General features: G+C 62.5%; 19 protein-coding genes and 1 tRNA gene. 18 read left to right on the forward strand and 2 right to left on the reverse strand.

Translation table 11 applies throughout. The annotated features are described in order from the left end of the window. Positions 1-32: 32 nt before the first annotated feature. The 3 genes from J6500_RS22120 to J6500_RS22130 all read left to right on the forward strand — a co-directional run bounded on the left by J6500_RS22120 (position 33) and on the right by J6500_RS22130 (position 1,099). Positions 33-332, forward strand: a complete 300-nt coding sequence (locus J6500_RS22120; protein WP_225714808.1) for a BA14K family protein — start codon at positions 33-35, stop codon at positions 330-332. A 110-nt stretch (positions 333-442) separates the two neighbouring features. Continuing rightward, the gene (locus J6500_RS22125) at positions 443-715 is read left to right on the forward strand and encodes a DUF3551 domain-containing protein (protein ID WP_225714809.1); all 273 of its coding nucleotides are present in this window, start codon (positions 443-445) and stop codon (positions 713-715) included. A gap of 168 nt (positions 716-883) precedes the next feature. After that, positions 884-1,099: a hypothetical protein gene (locus J6500_RS22130; RefSeq protein ID WP_225714810.1), complete on the forward strand. Its 216-nt coding sequence runs from the start codon at positions 884-886 to the stop codon at positions 1,097-1,099. Between the two features lie 27 nt (positions 1,100-1,126). Here the strand turns inward: J6500_RS22130 and J6500_RS22135 are convergent, their stop codons facing one another. Beyond that, entirely contained in the window at positions 1,127-1,348 is a 222-nt protein-coding gene (locus J6500_RS22135) for a DUF6894 family protein (protein ID WP_225714811.1), read from the reverse strand. A 161-nt stretch (positions 1,349-1,509) separates the two neighbouring features. Here J6500_RS22135 and J6500_RS22140 point away from each other — a divergent pair, with 161 nt between their 5' ends. Both J6500_RS22140 and J6500_RS22145 read left to right on the forward strand, forming a co-directional pair. Next, positions 1,510-2,328 (forward strand): Crp/Fnr family transcriptional regulator, encoded by an 819-nt coding sequence (locus tag J6500_RS22140; RefSeq protein ID WP_225714812.1) that lies wholly within the window; start codon positions 1,510-1,512, stop codon positions 2,326-2,328. 10 nt (positions 2,329-2,338) lie between these two features. After that, positions 2,339-2,569, forward strand: a complete 231-nt coding sequence (locus tag J6500_RS22145; protein WP_225714813.1) for a DUF6894 family protein — start codon at positions 2,339-2,341, stop codon at positions 2,567-2,569. A 3-nt stretch (positions 2,570-2,572) separates the two neighbouring features. Here the strand turns inward: J6500_RS22145 and J6500_RS22150 are convergent, their stop codons facing one another. Then, entirely contained in the window at positions 2,573-3,001 is a 429-nt protein-coding gene (locus tag J6500_RS22150; protein WP_225714814.1) for a hypothetical protein, read from the reverse strand. Positions 3,002-3,442: 441 nt separating this feature from the next. Here J6500_RS22150 and J6500_RS22155 point away from each other — a divergent pair, with 441 nt between their 5' ends. The 13 genes from J6500_RS22155 (at position 3,443) to J6500_RS31835 (ending at position 13,344) form a co-directional block, all read left to right on the forward strand. Then, positions 3,443-5,929 (forward strand): penicillin-binding protein 1A, encoded by a 2,487-nt coding sequence (locus tag J6500_RS22155; protein WP_225714815.1) that lies wholly within the window; start codon positions 3,443-3,445, stop codon positions 5,927-5,929. Between the two features lie 257 nt (positions 5,930-6,186). Beyond that, a tRNA-Gln gene (locus tag J6500_RS22160) sits at positions 6,187-6,260 on the forward strand. Positions 6,261-6,505: 245 nt separating this feature from the next. Continuing rightward, positions 6,506-7,765 (forward strand): phage portal protein, encoded by a 1,260-nt coding sequence (locus J6500_RS22165; RefSeq protein WP_225714816.1) that lies wholly within the window; start codon positions 6,506-6,508, stop codon positions 7,763-7,765. Beyond that, positions 7,765-8,442 carry a tail assembly protein gene (locus tag J6500_RS22170; protein ID WP_225714817.1) on the forward strand — a complete coding sequence of 226 codons (678 nt, stop codon included), beginning with the start codon at positions 7,765-7,767 and terminating at the stop codon, positions 8,440-8,442. The genes J6500_RS22165 and J6500_RS22170 overlap by 1 nt, the downstream gene beginning before the upstream one ends. Then, the gene (locus tag J6500_RS22175; protein ID WP_225714818.1) at positions 8,442-8,762 is read left to right on the forward strand and encodes a gene transfer agent family protein; all 321 of its coding nucleotides are present in this window, start codon (positions 8,442-8,444) and stop codon (positions 8,760-8,762) included. The genes J6500_RS22170 and J6500_RS22175 overlap by 1 nt, the downstream gene beginning before the upstream one ends. Then, positions 8,755-9,246: an HK97 family phage prohead protease gene (locus J6500_RS22180; protein WP_225714819.1), complete on the forward strand. Its 492-nt coding sequence runs from the start codon at positions 8,755-8,757 to the stop codon at positions 9,244-9,246. Before J6500_RS22175 ends, J6500_RS22180 begins: the two co-directional genes overlap by 8 nt. Continuing rightward, positions 9,243-10,421, forward strand: a complete 1,179-nt coding sequence (locus J6500_RS22185) for a phage major capsid protein (RefSeq protein ID WP_225714820.1) — start codon at positions 9,243-9,245, stop codon at positions 10,419-10,421. Before J6500_RS22180 ends, J6500_RS22185 begins: the two co-directional genes overlap by 4 nt. 4 nt (positions 10,422-10,425) lie before the next feature. Then, positions 10,426-11,004: a phage tail assembly chaperone gene (locus tag J6500_RS22190; protein ID WP_225714821.1), complete on the forward strand. Its 579-nt coding sequence runs from the start codon at positions 10,426-10,428 to the stop codon at positions 11,002-11,004. A 337-nt stretch (positions 11,005-11,341) separates the two neighbouring features. Further along, positions 11,342-11,836 carry a hypothetical protein gene (locus tag J6500_RS22200; RefSeq protein ID WP_225714823.1) on the forward strand — a complete coding sequence of 165 codons (495 nt, stop codon included), beginning with the start codon at positions 11,342-11,344 and terminating at the stop codon, positions 11,834-11,836. 34 nt (positions 11,837-11,870) lie between these two features. Further along, positions 11,871-12,155, forward strand: a complete 285-nt coding sequence (locus J6500_RS22205) for a head-tail connector protein (RefSeq protein ID WP_225714824.1) — start codon at positions 11,871-11,873, stop codon at positions 12,153-12,155. Further along, positions 12,156-12,572 (forward strand): DUF3168 domain-containing protein, encoded by a 417-nt coding sequence (locus J6500_RS22210; protein ID WP_225714825.1) that lies wholly within the window; start codon positions 12,156-12,158, stop codon positions 12,570-12,572. Continuing rightward, a complete protein-coding gene (locus J6500_RS22215) occupies positions 12,572-12,892 on the forward strand; it encodes a phage head closure protein (protein ID WP_225714826.1) in 321 nt (106 codons plus the stop codon). The genes J6500_RS22210 and J6500_RS22215 overlap by 1 nt, the downstream gene beginning before the upstream one ends. Beyond that, positions 12,889-13,344 carry an HNH endonuclease signature motif containing protein gene (locus tag J6500_RS31835; protein ID WP_225714827.1) on the forward strand — a complete coding sequence of 152 codons (456 nt, stop codon included), beginning with the start codon at positions 12,889-12,891 and terminating at the stop codon, positions 13,342-13,344. The genes J6500_RS22215 and J6500_RS31835 overlap by 4 nt, the downstream gene beginning before the upstream one ends. Positions 13,345-13,346: the final 2 nt, after the last annotated feature.

Genomic DNA, 13,346 nt, shown 5'->3' on the forward strand with positions numbered 1-13,346 from the left:
ATCATTTTCAATTGATGCACCGGAGACATCATATGGCCGGCTTCAAGGCTGTTGCAGCCGCTGCGCTGCTGGTGGGAGTGACGCTTGTGCCGGCCGTCGCCCAGATTTCGGAGCCGGCGACTTTTGATGCACAGAATCCCGGACGGAGCGCAATCGATGGCGGCGCCCTGACGCCCTGGGGCGAGGCCCGGGCTGCGCAGCGCGGCAATCCGGCTGACGCCTATGGCGCCGTGCCGCCGGCGGCATCGCCCGGCTGTGCCCGCTACCACTCCTTCGATCCCGCGTCGGGCACCTACCTCGCCCGCGACGGTCGGCGGCATGCCTGCCGGTAGGTTGCGGTCGCACACCGGATATTGTGTCGCAGTTGTGAACGCGAACCCGGCTCGATCGAACACAGTATCTGTTAGTACGTTGAACAGGAACTAAACTTGAGGATTCGACCATGAGCCGCCTGCTTCTCATCATGTTGTCCGCCACTGCAATCTCGGTTGCGGCCGGTTCGGCTGCGTCCGCCGGCCCTCGGCACCATCATCATGAGCGCGCCTACGTGTACGCACCGAACGATCGCTACTGCCTGCAGGGGCGCATCTGGGGCTATCCCGGAAATTGCCAGTTCGCGACCTATGAACAGTGCGCGGTGACGGCGTCGGGCACCGATGCCTATTGCGATATCAACCCGCAATACGCCTTCGCGCGGCAGCAATACTACCGCTGAACCCGAGCCGGGACAGTGAACAGGGCAGGCCGCATGATTGCGGCCCCCTGAAGCTGGAACAGCTGCCGGGGCCATGCGATGGAGCCCGATGCTGCGTTGCAGTTTCGGTTCGGCACGCCTGCAGCTTCCGACATAGGAACGGCGGTCTTGCGGATACGTTGAAGGCGCATGACCGACAGCGAGCTGCGCGCACAATCTCTTGAGATCGCCTTTTCCGTCCTCCTGCAATCAGGAGATCTCGGAGACGCACAGGACGCGGCGCATTTTCTGCTGCATACGATCGACGAGATGATGGCCAAAGGCGAGCGGCGCCGGCTGCTGCTGTCGAACGCTGCGATCGACGCCTACCGGTCGAGATATCAGCCGCTCGTTCTGGCCTCATGATCGTCGCGAACGGTTCGGCGTCGCGGCTTAGACCGTCGTCGATGCGAGGGCGATCTGGAAGATTTCCTTGCCGGCCTCATTCCTGACCGAAATGAAATTCTCCTCGCGCACCATCTCCGGTTTCTCGGTGCCGATCCGGTGTGCGATGAAACTGCCGTGAGCCTTGGCCTCTTCATCGTCGGTGCACGCATGGCCAACCATGTCGCGAGCGGGAAACTGGCCGGCCAGATTGAAGAAATAGCGGGGCATGCGGGCCAACATCGATCGGGCCGCATTGTTCCTCGCCCATGGACTCGCCAGTGAAGCAGGGCTCGCCCGCCAAGGTATTGCCGTTGCAGGGCGATACCCGATCGGGAACGCCGCCGGTATTCGCGGATTGCCTCACATCGCCCGACGATGACCTTTAGGCAATGGCCGGACAGATGGCGTCGATCGTCCGCCCGCAAACGCTGGACCGCCCATCTCGGCCCTTCCTGGCTCGAATTTCAGGAAACAGGATGATGGCTGGCAGTCTGTCGGATGCGTTGCTGAGGAAGATAACGGTATCCAACAAGCTCGACGGCAAGGACGTCGAAGCGATCCGGAACCTATCGATCGAGCGCCGCATGACCGGCCCGCGTGAAATCGTCGTGCACGACGGGGAAAGGCCGACGCAATGCTGCCTCGTGGTCGAGGGCTTCATGTTCCGGGCCAAGACGACATTCGACGGACAAAGACAGATCCTGTCGCTGCACGTTCCCGGCGAGATTCCCGATCTGCAAAGTCTTCACCTGCGGATCATGGATCACGATCTCGTCACGCTGACCTCCTGCACGCTGGGGTTCATTCCGCATGAGGCGCTGAAGCGATTGAACAGCGCGCGTCCCAATGTGGCGGCGGCGTTGTGGCGAGAGACGCTGATCGACGCCGCGATCTTCAGGGAGTGGATCGTCAACGTCGGACGCCGCACCGGGCTGGCGCGGATGGCGCACCTGCTCTCGGAGCTTCGCCGCCGCCTCGAGGTGATCGGCCGGGCGTCGGACGGCGCGTTCCGGTTGCCGATCACGCAGGCGGAATTGGCCGATTGCCTGGCGATGTCGACGGTGCACGTCAACAGGGTGCTGCAGGAACTCCGGCGCGAGGGATTGATCGAGGTCGAGCGATCCGCCTTCCATCTGCTCAACCAGCCGAAGCTGGAGGAACTCGGGCAGTTCGACCCGCATTATCTCCATCAAACTCCAGTGTCCTAGAAAGCAGCCCGTGCCGAAATTCTTTTTTGACCTTCACGAGGATGGTCGGGTTCTTCGGGACGAGGACGGCATCGAGCTCGCCGACGAACGCTCCGCAGAACGTCACGCGCGGCGCACCGCGTGCGATGTCACCAAGGACAGCTTTGAGCAGGGCGATACGACCGTGAAAGTATACGTGCGGGACGTGCAAGGCGCCGTCCTGATGGTCGAAGTCAGCGCAAGGATCAGCAGCGAAAGCTGACCGTCAGGCGACGGCCGAACCGCCATTGTCGATCTGGTCGGCGGTGAGCAGCAGCCGCCTGCGGATTGCGTCCTCGACCAGTGCAAGCGACTGCCTGGCTTCACGCGCCTCGGCTTCGGCGACCTGGGCGCGGAATTCGAGCGCCTCGAGCTGTTCCTGCTGAGCCTCGATCCGTCTCCGGGCTTCCTCCAGAGCTCTGGAAGCGTCGCGCAGCTTGCGCTCGGTGGCATTGATGATTTCCAGCTGAGCCTGCTCGGCGGCCTCGGCGCGGGCTTCGCTGGCGCGGGCCCGGTCCTCGATGCTGCGGAACATATCCGCGGCCTGATAGACCAGATCGAGAGCCTGAGCACCCGGGCTTGGGGCAGGCTGTCTCGGAAATCCCAGAACATTTTCGCTGGCCGCAAAGGGCCTTCGGAAACCGCGCAGTGCCATTGCAATCCAGCCCTTCGCGAGTCAGTTATATAAAGACAACTTGCAGTAGTTATAGTTAACGAATGGTTAATGCGGCCATCTCCTTGCCGCTATCCACCGGTTTCTGTCCGCGCCGCAAAACACCGGGCGACGTCTCGTCTCATGGACTCGCCGTGCGCCGCCGCCGCGTGTCGGATGCGAATCAGGGATCAGCACGGCGTTGTGGGCATGTCATGCCACGATGGTGGATCGATCGCGCCGCCGGAGCATCGCGCGCTTGCGGAACCGCGCTGATTTGGGCGACGGCGCCAGCCCGGCCTCTATGGCATAAGTTTGGCGTCCCGCCCGCTATAATTCTCCAGTGTCGAATTGCAGGTCCATGGAGCGATCGATATACCGACGCCCTATGTGGCAGCGCAGCGGGCTCAGAATGAACCACGCAATCGCCACCGGACGTCGTCAATGAGATTGCTGTTACGGTTCTTCGGGTTTCTGTTCACGGCAGGGTCGATCCTGTTTCTCGCCGGCCTCGCCGCGGTCGCAGGATTGTTCTGGCACTTTTCCAAGGACCTGCCGGACTATTCGCAGCTGCAGAACTACGAGCCGCCGGTGATGACCCGCGTGCACGCGGTCGACGGCGCGCTGCTCGGCGAATACGCCAAGGAGCGCCGGCTCTATCTGCCGATCCAGGCGGTGCCGAAGCTCGTGATCAACAGCTTCCTGGCGGCCGAGGACAAGAATTTCTACGAGCACGGCGGTGTCGATTATACCGGCATGGCGCGCGCCTGCGTCGCCTACATCCAGAACTTCGGTTCGAACCGAAGGCCGCAGGGCGCCTCGACCATCACCCAGCAGGTCGCCAAGAACTTCCTGTTGACCAACGAGGTCTCGTTCTCGCGCAAGATCAAGGAAGCCTTGCTCGCGATGCGGATCGAGCGCGCGTATTCCAAGGACAAGATCCTCGAGCTCTATCTCAACGAGATCTATCTCGGGCTCGGCACCTACGGCATCGCGGCGGCCTCGCTGGTCTATTTCGACAAGTCGGTGAACGAGCTGTCGATCGCCGAGGCCGCTTACCTCGCGGCGCTGCCGAAGATGCCGGCCAGCCTGCATCCGGTGCGCAACCGCGCCCGCGCCATCGAGCGCCGCAATTACGTGATCGACCGTCTGCAGGAGAACGGCTGGATCACTACCGCCGATGCCGAGAAGGCGCGCAAGGAGCCGCTGACCGTCACCACCCGCGCGAACGGCGCGCATACTTTCGCCGGCGAATATTTCTCGGAAGAAGTCCGCCGCGACATCTTCGAGCGCTACGGCGAGAAGAAGCTCTACGAGGGCGGCCTGTCGGTGCGCACCACGCTGGATCCCAAGGTCCAGGTGATGGCGCGCAAGGCGATGGTGACCGGGCTCGTGAACTATGACGAGCAGCAGGGCTATCGCGGCGCGATCCAGAAGCTCAACATCTCCGGCGACTGGGGCGTCCCGCTCGCCGAGATCAAGTCGCTGACCGACATCTCGCCGTGGCGCATGGCGGTGGTGCTGGAGAGCAACGACCAGTCGGCGCGGATCGGCTTCCAGCCGGGCAGGGAGCTCGGCGGCGCCATCAGCAAGCAGCGCGAGACCGGCATCGTCACGCTCGAGGGCGTGCGCTGGGCAAGGACGGTGTCCGGCTCCACCAAGGGCAGGTCGCCGACCTCGGTGGCGCAGGTGCTGCAGCCGGGCGACGTGATCTACGCCGACCCGCTCTACAGCAAGGACGGCCAGCGTGTCGAAGGCCAGTACCGGCTGCGTCAGATCCCGGAGATATCAGGCGCGATGGTGGCAATGGACCCGCGCACCGGCCGCGTGCTCGCGATGGTCGGCGGCTTTTCGTTCGACCAGAGCCAGTTCAACCGCGCCACGCAGGCCTACCGGCAGCCCGGCTCGACCTTCAAGCCGATCGTCTATTCGGCGGCGCTCGACAACGGTTACACCGGCTCGACCATGATGATCGACGCGCCAATCGAGATCGACATGGGGCAGGGCAATGTCTGGCGCCCGGAGAACTTCTCCAGCGGCCGTTATCAGGGCCAGGTGACGCTGCGCAACGCGCTGCGGCTGTCGCTCAACACCGTGACGGTGCGGCTGGCGCAGGAGATCGGCATGCCGCTGATCGGTGAATATGCCAAGCGCTTCGGCGTCTATGACGACCTGCCGAACTATCTCTCCTACGCGCTCGGCGCCGGCGAGACCACGGTGATGCGCATGGTCACGGCGTATTCGATGATCGCCAATGGCGGCCGCCGCGTGAAGCCGACCCTGATCGACCGCATCCAGGATCGCTACGGCCACACCATTTTCAAGCACGACCAGCGCGAATGCCTGCGCTGTGACGCGCCGGAAGGCTGGAAGAACCAGGCGGAGCCGCAGCTCGTCGACCATCGCGAGCAGGTGCTCGACGCGATGAGCGCCTATCAGATCACCTCGCTGATGGAGGGTGTGGTTCAAGCCGGCACCGGCACCGCGCTGAAGGAGGTCGGCAAGCCGATCGCCGGCAAGACCGGCACCTCGAACGAGGCCAAGGACCTCTGGTTCGTCGGCTTCTCGCATGACCTCGTGGTCGGCCTCTATGTCGGCTACGACAAGCCGCGCTCGCTCGGCCGCAACGCGCAGGCCGGCCATACCGCGGCGCCGATCGCGCGCGACTTCATGAAGCTCGCGCTCGCCGACAAGCCGCCGACCCCGTTCGACAAGCCGGTCGGCATCCGCCTCGTGCTGGTCGACGCCAAGACCGGCATGCGCGCTGCGCCCGGGCAGCGGGGCGTCGTGCTCGAAGCCTTCAAGCCGGGCCAGGCGCCGCCGGTCAATGACCTCGTCGCCGGCACCGATGTGATCGACGGCACCCAGCAAGGCATCTCGCCGGACGCAGATCGCGCGGTGATGCGCTCGGGCACGGGGGGGTTGTATTGAGGATGGGGCGGCCGTAGCCCGCATGAGCGAAGCGATATGCGGGGACCTAAGCCCCGGATGTCGCTCCGCTCATCCGGGCTACGATGCTACGATGCGAGCGCCAGAATTTGGCTCGCATTTGCCACCACAGCGCTTGCCAAGTCCGGGACCAAGCGGGTAGAAGGTCGCACTTGCGCGAGACGCTGATTTGGGATGTGTCCCGGCGCATCAAGATTATCCAGACATCCAGCTAAGCTGTTGATATCGCGGATAGTTCTTGGGGAATGGTGTAACGGTAGCACAACAGACTCTGACTCTGTTTGTCTTGGTTCGAATCCAGGTTCCCCAGCCATATCGCCTGTACGTCAATAAAATCAGTAGCTTAGGCCAGTCGAAGCCTCGCTGGGAAGTCGCGACTCGTAACACATCCGAGTAGCTGAAAAACTACAAAATGGTATTTTAGTAGGGTTGTTCGCGCAACTTTATTGCGCAATAATATTACCCAGTCGGGCGTGATCCCGACGCGAAAGCACACACAGAGAGAAGCTGTTCTCCCTCGCACTCGCCCAACCAGCGAGCGCCAAACGTGTTGTGCTGTTGTCCATCTTCGATCGCTTCCGTAAGGCCACCCCGGCAGTAGAAACCAAGGCCAGCCTCGCTGATGCGAGCGGCTTCTACTTTGACCTGTTCGGTGCATCGCCGACGCTCGCGGGCATCTCGGTCACTCCCTACAGCGCCATGCAGTGCGCTCCAGTCTCTTGCGCGGTCCGCGCGATCTCAGAGGCCGTATCGTCGCTCCCGGTCAAGGTTTTCAAAAAGACCGCTGCCGGCCGCGAAGAGATCGACCATCCCATCACCAAGCTGCTCAACGAGGCGCCAAATAGCTGGCAGCCCGCAGCGACGTTCAAGCGCCTGATGACGATGGACTGCCTGCTGCAGCCTTACGGCGCGTTCTGTCAGGTCGTCCGCGTCGGCGACGGCGCCGTCTATGAACTGGTCCGGCTCGATCCCCGCCTGTCGTCGATCGTCGTCGACTACAGCAACTTTGAAGCCGCATACGCGATCAAGGCGGACGGCTCCAGCCCCAAGCGCACCATTCCCGGCTCGCAAATCCTTCACTTCGCCACGCCAGCATACGATCCTACGCGCGGCCTGATCGGCGAGAACCGCGACACCATCGCACTGGCGATCGTGCTGGAGCGCTTCGCCAACCAGTTGTTCGCGAACGGCGCCCGCCCGTCCGGCATCATGAGTGTCCCCAAGTCCTGGGTGAAAGACACCCTCGACAAGGCCAAGGCGGCATTCAGCGCCGCCCATTCCGGGACCAGTGCGGGCGGCACCGCATGGGTCACCGACGACATGAAGTTTCAGCAACTCATGCTGAACGCGACGGACGCCCAATACATCGAACTACGCAACTACATGCTCGGCGAGATCGCCCGTATCTTCCGGGTGAGCCTGCATCTGCTCATGGCGCTGGAGAAAAACGTCGCCCGGTCGATCGAAGCATTGGGCCAAGAGTTCCTGAGCTTTACGCTGTTGCCGCACCTGATCGCCCAGCAACAGGAATTCACGCTCAAGCTGTTGACGGAAGACGAGCGCGCGGCCGGAATCACGATCGAATACGACACAACGCACCTCGTTAAGGCCGATCTCTTGCAGCGCAGTCAGGCACTCGCCGCTGCAGTTTCCGGCCGTATCCTGACGTCCAATGAAGCGCGCGATCTCGGCTGGTCAGTTGGGCCGATCGAGGGCGGCAACGTTCTCGAAAACCCGTGGACCTCATCCGCGTATCGCGGTGGCAAACTCAATGGTCGGTCAAATGACAACCAGAACAACGACGCGGAGGCCGCCTAATGCTCCGCACGATCCACCTCCACGGCAGCCTAGGGAAGCAGTTCGGGAAGAGCCATCGGTTATCTGTGTCTACTGCGGGCGAGGCGCTGCGCGCTCTAAACTGCAACTTCCCCGGCAAGTTCGTTGAAGCGCTTCAAACCGGCTCATTCAAGCTGGTGCGCGGTGACAAACGCAACGGCATGCACTTCACCGACGTGAAGCTCGTCAACAGCTTCAATCTCGGCAGCGCAGACCTGCATCTGATCCCGGTCGCCCGCGGCGCCGGCAACGGCAAGGGTGCGGTCAAGACCATCATCGGGACCGCGCTGATCGGCGGCGCGATCTTCCTGTCGGGCGGCACGCTCGCGGCCCCGCTCGCGAACTTGAGCACGGCCATTCCCGGCGGCCTCGGTTTGACCTGGGGTAACATCGCAGCGATCGGCCTTGGTGTGACGCTCGCTGGTGTCTCGACGCTGCTCTCCAGACCGACCGAGAGCACCGAGCAAAAGCAGTCCTACAACATCAACGGCGCCAGCAACGTCGGTAACCAAGGCGATCCGATCCAGCTCATCTACGGCCGCACGATGGTGCAGACCGTGAACATCTCCTTCGATGCCAACATCGAGGACATCGGCGCCTATCAGGGCATCGATTACGCGAGCGGCGTTCGCTTGCTCTTCCCGGCAGGTAACTACTGATGATCGCCCCCTACACAACGTTCTTTGGCGACGCCGAGCACGCGTTTCAGCTCACGCCCACGCTTATGATTGAGCTTGAGGCGAAGTGCGGCCCGATCGGCGGGCTCTTCAATCGCGTGAACTATCGTCAGTTCTCACAGGCCGATCTCAGTGAGACCATCCGGCTCGCGCTCATTGGCGGTGGCACCGCGCCTAAGCGCGCCGCCGAGCTGGTCGCGGCCTATGTCGCCGATCGACCGATGGTCGAGACATACCCCATCGCCGTGAAGATTCTTGAACGTGTCTGGTTCGGCGCACCGAACGAGGCGACCAATGGATAAGCTCGAAGTCAAAGCCACGCTCAGCGTCACCGACGAAGGGGAGATCGTTGGAACCGCATGGCCTTTCAATGCCGGCCCCGACACGACCGGCGACATCATCACCAAAGGCGCATTCAATTTCGTCTCCAATGAATTGCCCATGTTGTTCGGCCATGACGTGGGCGACCTGATCGGCACCTGGACCGATGCAGTCGAAACGGCTGACGGCCTCACCGTCAAGGGCAAGCTCCACCTCGATCAGCCGCGCGCCCGCACCATCCTGGGCATGATCAAGAGTGGCCTCGTTAGTGGCCTGTCGATCGGCTTCAAGACGAAATCTTGGACGCAGCGAGGCCGCAACCGCGTGATCGCGGCCCTCGACCTCTACGAGGTTTCGGTGGTTCGCAACCCAGCGCACCCGCGCGCCCGCATCTCATCGGCGAAGGAATATGACCGCGCATCCGCCGTGGCGTCGGTCATCCGCGACTTCACGGCAAGCATTTGAACCCCATCAAGGAAGGTAGAACTACCACTATGAAGCATCTCTCCACCGTCGAATTTAAGGACGCGCCAGAACTGTCGCCGGAAGAGCTCGTCAAGAAAGAGCTCGTCGACCTGCAGGCTCGGCTCGAAAAGAAAGCGGCTGACGATCACGCCGCTCTCAAGCGCCGCATTGACGAGCTTGAGGCGAAAGCCGCGCGCCTGCCGGCCGGCAATAGCAGCGGCGATGCCGATCTCGAAACCAAGGCGCTGAACAAGTTCCTGCGTGGCGGCGTCAACGCCCTCGACGACTTGGAGCGCAAGACGCTCAACCTCGGCGCCGGAACGACCGGCGGTTATGTCGTCAGCCCGGAATACGCCAAGACGGTCATCGAGAAGCTGCGCCAGTGGTCGCCGCTGCGTGGCCTCGCCAGCGACATGTCCATCGGCACCACTGAGATTTACATCCCGACGCTGGAGACCGACGCGGACGGCGAAGGCTGGGTCACCGAGACCGGCGCCCGCACCTCAACGGAGCCCGTGTTCGGCCAGCTCAATATCAAGACCTTCGAGAACGCCCGTTACATCCCGATCAGCCAGCAGTTGCTGGAAGACGCGGATATCGACCTGCTTTCGTTCGTCGCGAACCATATCGCGAAGATCACCGGCAAGGTCGAAGCCAAGGCGTTCATGATCGGCGATGGCAATGGCAAGCCGACCGGCCTGCTCAATGACCCCACCGACTACGCCTCTATCACTGCGGCGGCGGACGCCTCCGACATCATCGCGAAGGTCATCGAGGCGTTCTACAAGTTGCCGGGCGCCTATGCCGCGAACGGCTCGTGGATCATGCGCCGCGAGACAATGGGCGTGATCCGCGCCGCTGCCGACAATGCCACCAAGGGCACGCTCTGGAGCGACAGCCTCGCGAACGGCACCCCGGCAACACTGCTCGGTCGCCCGGTCTATGAGTCGATCGACATGAGCCTTCTGCCAACCGCAACGGGCACGTCTTACCCTGTGGTGTTCGGCGATATGGCTAGCGCCTACCAGATCGTGGACCGCGTCGGCATCGCGGTTCGCGTCGACGACTTGACCGGCGCTGATAACGGCATCGTCAAGTTTCGCTGGCGCCGTCGCGTCGGCGGTGCGCCGGTGCTGAGCGAAGCTGCGGTCGTCATCAAGTCGACCAAGGCGTAACAAAATGCGGCTCGCAAACGACGAAATAGTCGTCGTGCTTCCCTCCGGCACGATCAGGCTACGCCCGACCTTGCGGGCCGCATTCCGCTTGGAGCGGGATTACGGCGGCTTCCAGAAGCTGTCTGAAAACATCGCCGCGTGGAGACTTTCCACCATAACGGACGTGATCCGCCTGGGTGCAGTCAATCCGACGGCGGCCGAACTGATGATCGCTTACGAGACGCTGGAGGCGATCGAGGCACTACGCGAGCCGCTGTTGCGGTTCGTCATGCTGCTCGCTGGTGTGGATGACAACCAGTCCGGCACCAAGGCGACCCGCACGCCCATGTCCTATGATCAGTATTTCAGCAAGCTCTTTCGCCTCGCGACTGGCTGGCTCGGCTGGACACCGGATCAGGCATGGAACGCCACGCCCGCCGAGATCACGGAAGCCTACAACGGCCGCATGGAAATGCTGTCAGCCATCTTCGGCAACGGCAAAGAGACCGACGACAACACCGTCACGGATATCAGTTCAGCACGCGACCGGCTCAATGCGCTTGGCGACCAGGCTGTCCACAGCATGGCTGAGGTGCCGCTCTGATGCCCATGCGTCCACCTCGCATCTGTTCGTGCGGCCGAAAGGTCGCCTCTGGCGTCATGTGTGCTTGCCAGATTGTCCGCAAGGCCGAGGCAGACAAACGCCGCCCGTCCGCATCCGATCGTGGCTACGGCGCCAAATGGCAGCGTGAGAGTAAGGAATTCTTGGCCCTGCCTCAGAACCGTTATTGCGCCTGTGGTTGTGGTCGCATCGCCGATTGCGTGGACCATATCATTCCCCATCGCGGCGACATGAAGCTGTTTTGGGACCGGAAGAACTGGCAGGCCTTGGCGTCGTCGCCTTGCCATACCAGCCGCAAGCAATCGCAGGAACGCAAGCGATGACCGATCCCGCAGAGACTAGCGCATGCAAAGCCCTGTGGCTCGCGCTGATCGAGCGAATGATCCTCGATGCTTGCGGCATTAGCTGCACCGAGCTTGAGCACGACCAAGCGCGTGAGTGGCTGTTCAGTCCCAATGGTGACTTCAATGTTGCCTGCGTTCTAGCTGATCTGGAGCCAAGCTCCGTTCGCGCTCGTGCGCGCCAGCTTGTTGATGCATCGGACCAAGGCCTCACCCTCGACGCCGACAAGCCAAAGAAGGCCAAGCGAACCAAGCTGAAGGACATGGCATACACGATCGACGGCAGAACTATGTGCCTCGTCGATTGGATCAAAGAGGCATCAGTGAGCACGCCAACCGTCTACGGCCGCATTCGTCGTGGCTGGTCGGTCGAGGCAGCGCTGTTCACGCCGGCAATCATCAACGGAAAACCCCGGGGGGTGGGTCGAAGGCCAGCGAAAAGCGCCGCTGACCGGTCCATTCCCTCCGCGTAACTCAGACGAAGTATAGAATTTCAAGGTCCCCGCCATGATCACCCTCGACCAAGCCAAGGCCCATTTGAATCTGACCGGTCTTGATTACGACGACGCCCTGATCCAAGGGAAACTCGACGCGGCGAAGGCTTGGGTTGGCTCATATACGGCGTCGGACCCGGATGCTGACACCGCACCGGCGCCGGTGCATGAAGCCGTGCTGATGTTGACCGCCAGCTTGTATGAGAACCGGGAAGCCAGCCTTGTGGGCGTCACAGCGCAGTCGCTGCCGTTCGGTTTGCTCGATTTGCTGTCACCTTACCGGGCTTTTGCGTTCTGAATGGCTGGTTTCGATCCATCTCTGGACCTCCAGAAGGCCATCGGTGCGCGCCTCGTGGCGAGCGCGGACCTGCTCGCGCTGGTGCCTGCCGATAGCATCCGGGACGTTACCGGGCGACCGGAGCGCGCGCCTGCCGTCATCATCGGCGAGGGCCAGACCATCTACCGGCGCTGGGACGCGACGGTGCACACCACCTTGCACGTCTGGTTTGAAGAGAAGGGCCTTGAGCAGGCCAAGGCAGCGGCCGGTGCGATTGCCGGGGCGCTGCTCGTTGACGCCCAGATGGGCGGCGTCTTGGCCCTCGACAACGTGACCGTGCACGACATGCGCGTGACCGATAGCCGGTTCCTGCGCGATCCGCACGGTCCTTTCTCTCATGCCGTGATCAACGTCGCGGCCATCGTGAAGGCTCGATAATGCGCGCGGGCGACCTTGATAGGCTGATCGAGATTCAGCAGTGCACGACCACCGTCAACGAGTTCCGGACACCCGTCGAAACGTGGTCACCATTCGCCACCATGCGGGCGAAGCTGATGCAGATTTCCGTCAGCGACACCGAGAACGCCAGCCGGGGCAACACATCCGACGCCGTGCTGGTGTTCCGCACCCGTTGGCTGGACGGCCTGACGCTTGAGCACCGAGTCGCCTATCAGGGCGCGACCTACACCATTCGGAACCTGAAGGAGCTTAGTCGGCGCGTCGGCTGGGATATCCGGTGCGAGAGGGTTGGACCGTGACACTTACCGCTGAGCGCCTGCGGGCAGTTCTCGACTATGACCCCATCTCCGGCATCTTCACCGGCGCCGATGGCAAGGTCGCGGGCCATATCGACCCGCAAGGCTATCGCCAGATCATGATCGACGGCCAGCACTACCTTGCGCACCGCTTGGCGTGGCTCTTCATGGAGGGGGAATGGCCCCCGCGCGGTGTTAGCTTCTGGAACGGTGACCGGGCGGATGTAAGTTGGCAGAACCTGCGACTTGCGTCACAGAGCCAGACCGCAATGGGCCGGAAGGCGCGCAGCAAACTCGGCATCAAGGGCGTCTCCCGGACCAAACACGGCTTTCGCGCGCGCATCTTCGCAAAGAACCGCGCCATTCACCTTGGCACCTTCCCCACGGAAGAGCTTGCAGCCGACGCCTACGCCAAGGCCGCGCGCGAGCATTTCGGCGAGTTCGCGAGGCCCTAATG

Source organism: Bradyrhizobium semiaridum (assembly GCF_020329505.1).
Lineage (GTDB): Bacteria > Pseudomonadota > Alphaproteobacteria > Rhizobiales > Xanthobacteraceae > Bradyrhizobium > Bradyrhizobium semiaridum.

What these genes read in the sequence shown, in the direction of transcription:
- J6500_RS22120 (WP_225714808.1), top strand. Translation starts at nt 33, where the DNA reads ATGGCCGGCTTCAAGGCTGTTGCAGCCGCTGCGCTGCTGGTGGGAGTG.
- J6500_RS22205 (WP_225714824.1), top strand. Translation starts at nt 11,871, where the DNA reads ATGATCACCCTCGACCAAGCCAAGGCCCATTTGAATCTGACCGGTCTT.
- J6500_RS22215 (WP_225714826.1), top strand. Translation starts at nt 12,572, where the DNA reads ATGCGCGCGGGCGACCTTGATAGGCTGATCGAGATTCAGCAGTGCACG.
- J6500_RS22175 (WP_225714818.1), top strand. Translation starts at nt 8,442, where the DNA reads ATGATCGCCCCCTACACAACGTTCTTTGGCGACGCCGAGCACGCGTTT.
- J6500_RS22170 (WP_225714817.1), top strand. Translation starts at nt 7,765, where the DNA reads ATGCTCCGCACGATCCACCTCCACGGCAGCCTAGGGAAGCAGTTCGGG.
- J6500_RS22140 (WP_225714812.1), top strand. Translation starts at nt 1,510, where the DNA reads ATGGCCGGACAGATGGCGTCGATCGTCCGCCCGCAAACGCTGGACCGC.
- J6500_RS22210 (WP_225714825.1), top strand. Translation starts at nt 12,156, where the DNA reads ATGGCTGGTTTCGATCCATCTCTGGACCTCCAGAAGGCCATCGGTGCG.
- J6500_RS22200 (WP_225714823.1), top strand. Translation starts at nt 11,342, where the DNA reads ATGACCGATCCCGCAGAGACTAGCGCATGCAAAGCCCTGTGGCTCGCG.
- J6500_RS22155 (WP_225714815.1), top strand. Translation starts at nt 3,443, where the DNA reads ATGAGATTGCTGTTACGGTTCTTCGGGTTTCTGTTCACGGCAGGGTCG.
- J6500_RS22130 (WP_225714810.1), top strand. Translation starts at nt 884, where the DNA reads ATGACCGACAGCGAGCTGCGCGCACAATCTCTTGAGATCGCCTTTTCC.
- J6500_RS22125 (WP_225714809.1), top strand. Translation starts at nt 443, where the DNA reads ATGAGCCGCCTGCTTCTCATCATGTTGTCCGCCACTGCAATCTCGGTT.
- J6500_RS22150 (WP_225714814.1), bottom strand. Translation starts at nt 3,001, where the DNA reads ATGGCACTGCGCGGTTTCCGAAGGCCCTTTGCGGCCAGCGAAAATGTT.
- J6500_RS22135 (WP_225714811.1), bottom strand. Translation starts at nt 1,348, where the DNA reads ATGCCCCGCTATTTCTTCAATCTGGCCGGCCAGTTTCCCGCTCGCGAC.
- J6500_RS22180 (WP_225714819.1), top strand. Translation starts at nt 8,755, where the DNA reads ATGGATAAGCTCGAAGTCAAAGCCACGCTCAGCGTCACCGACGAAGGG.
- J6500_RS22190 (WP_225714821.1), top strand. Translation starts at nt 10,426, where the DNA reads ATGCGGCTCGCAAACGACGAAATAGTCGTCGTGCTTCCCTCCGGCACG.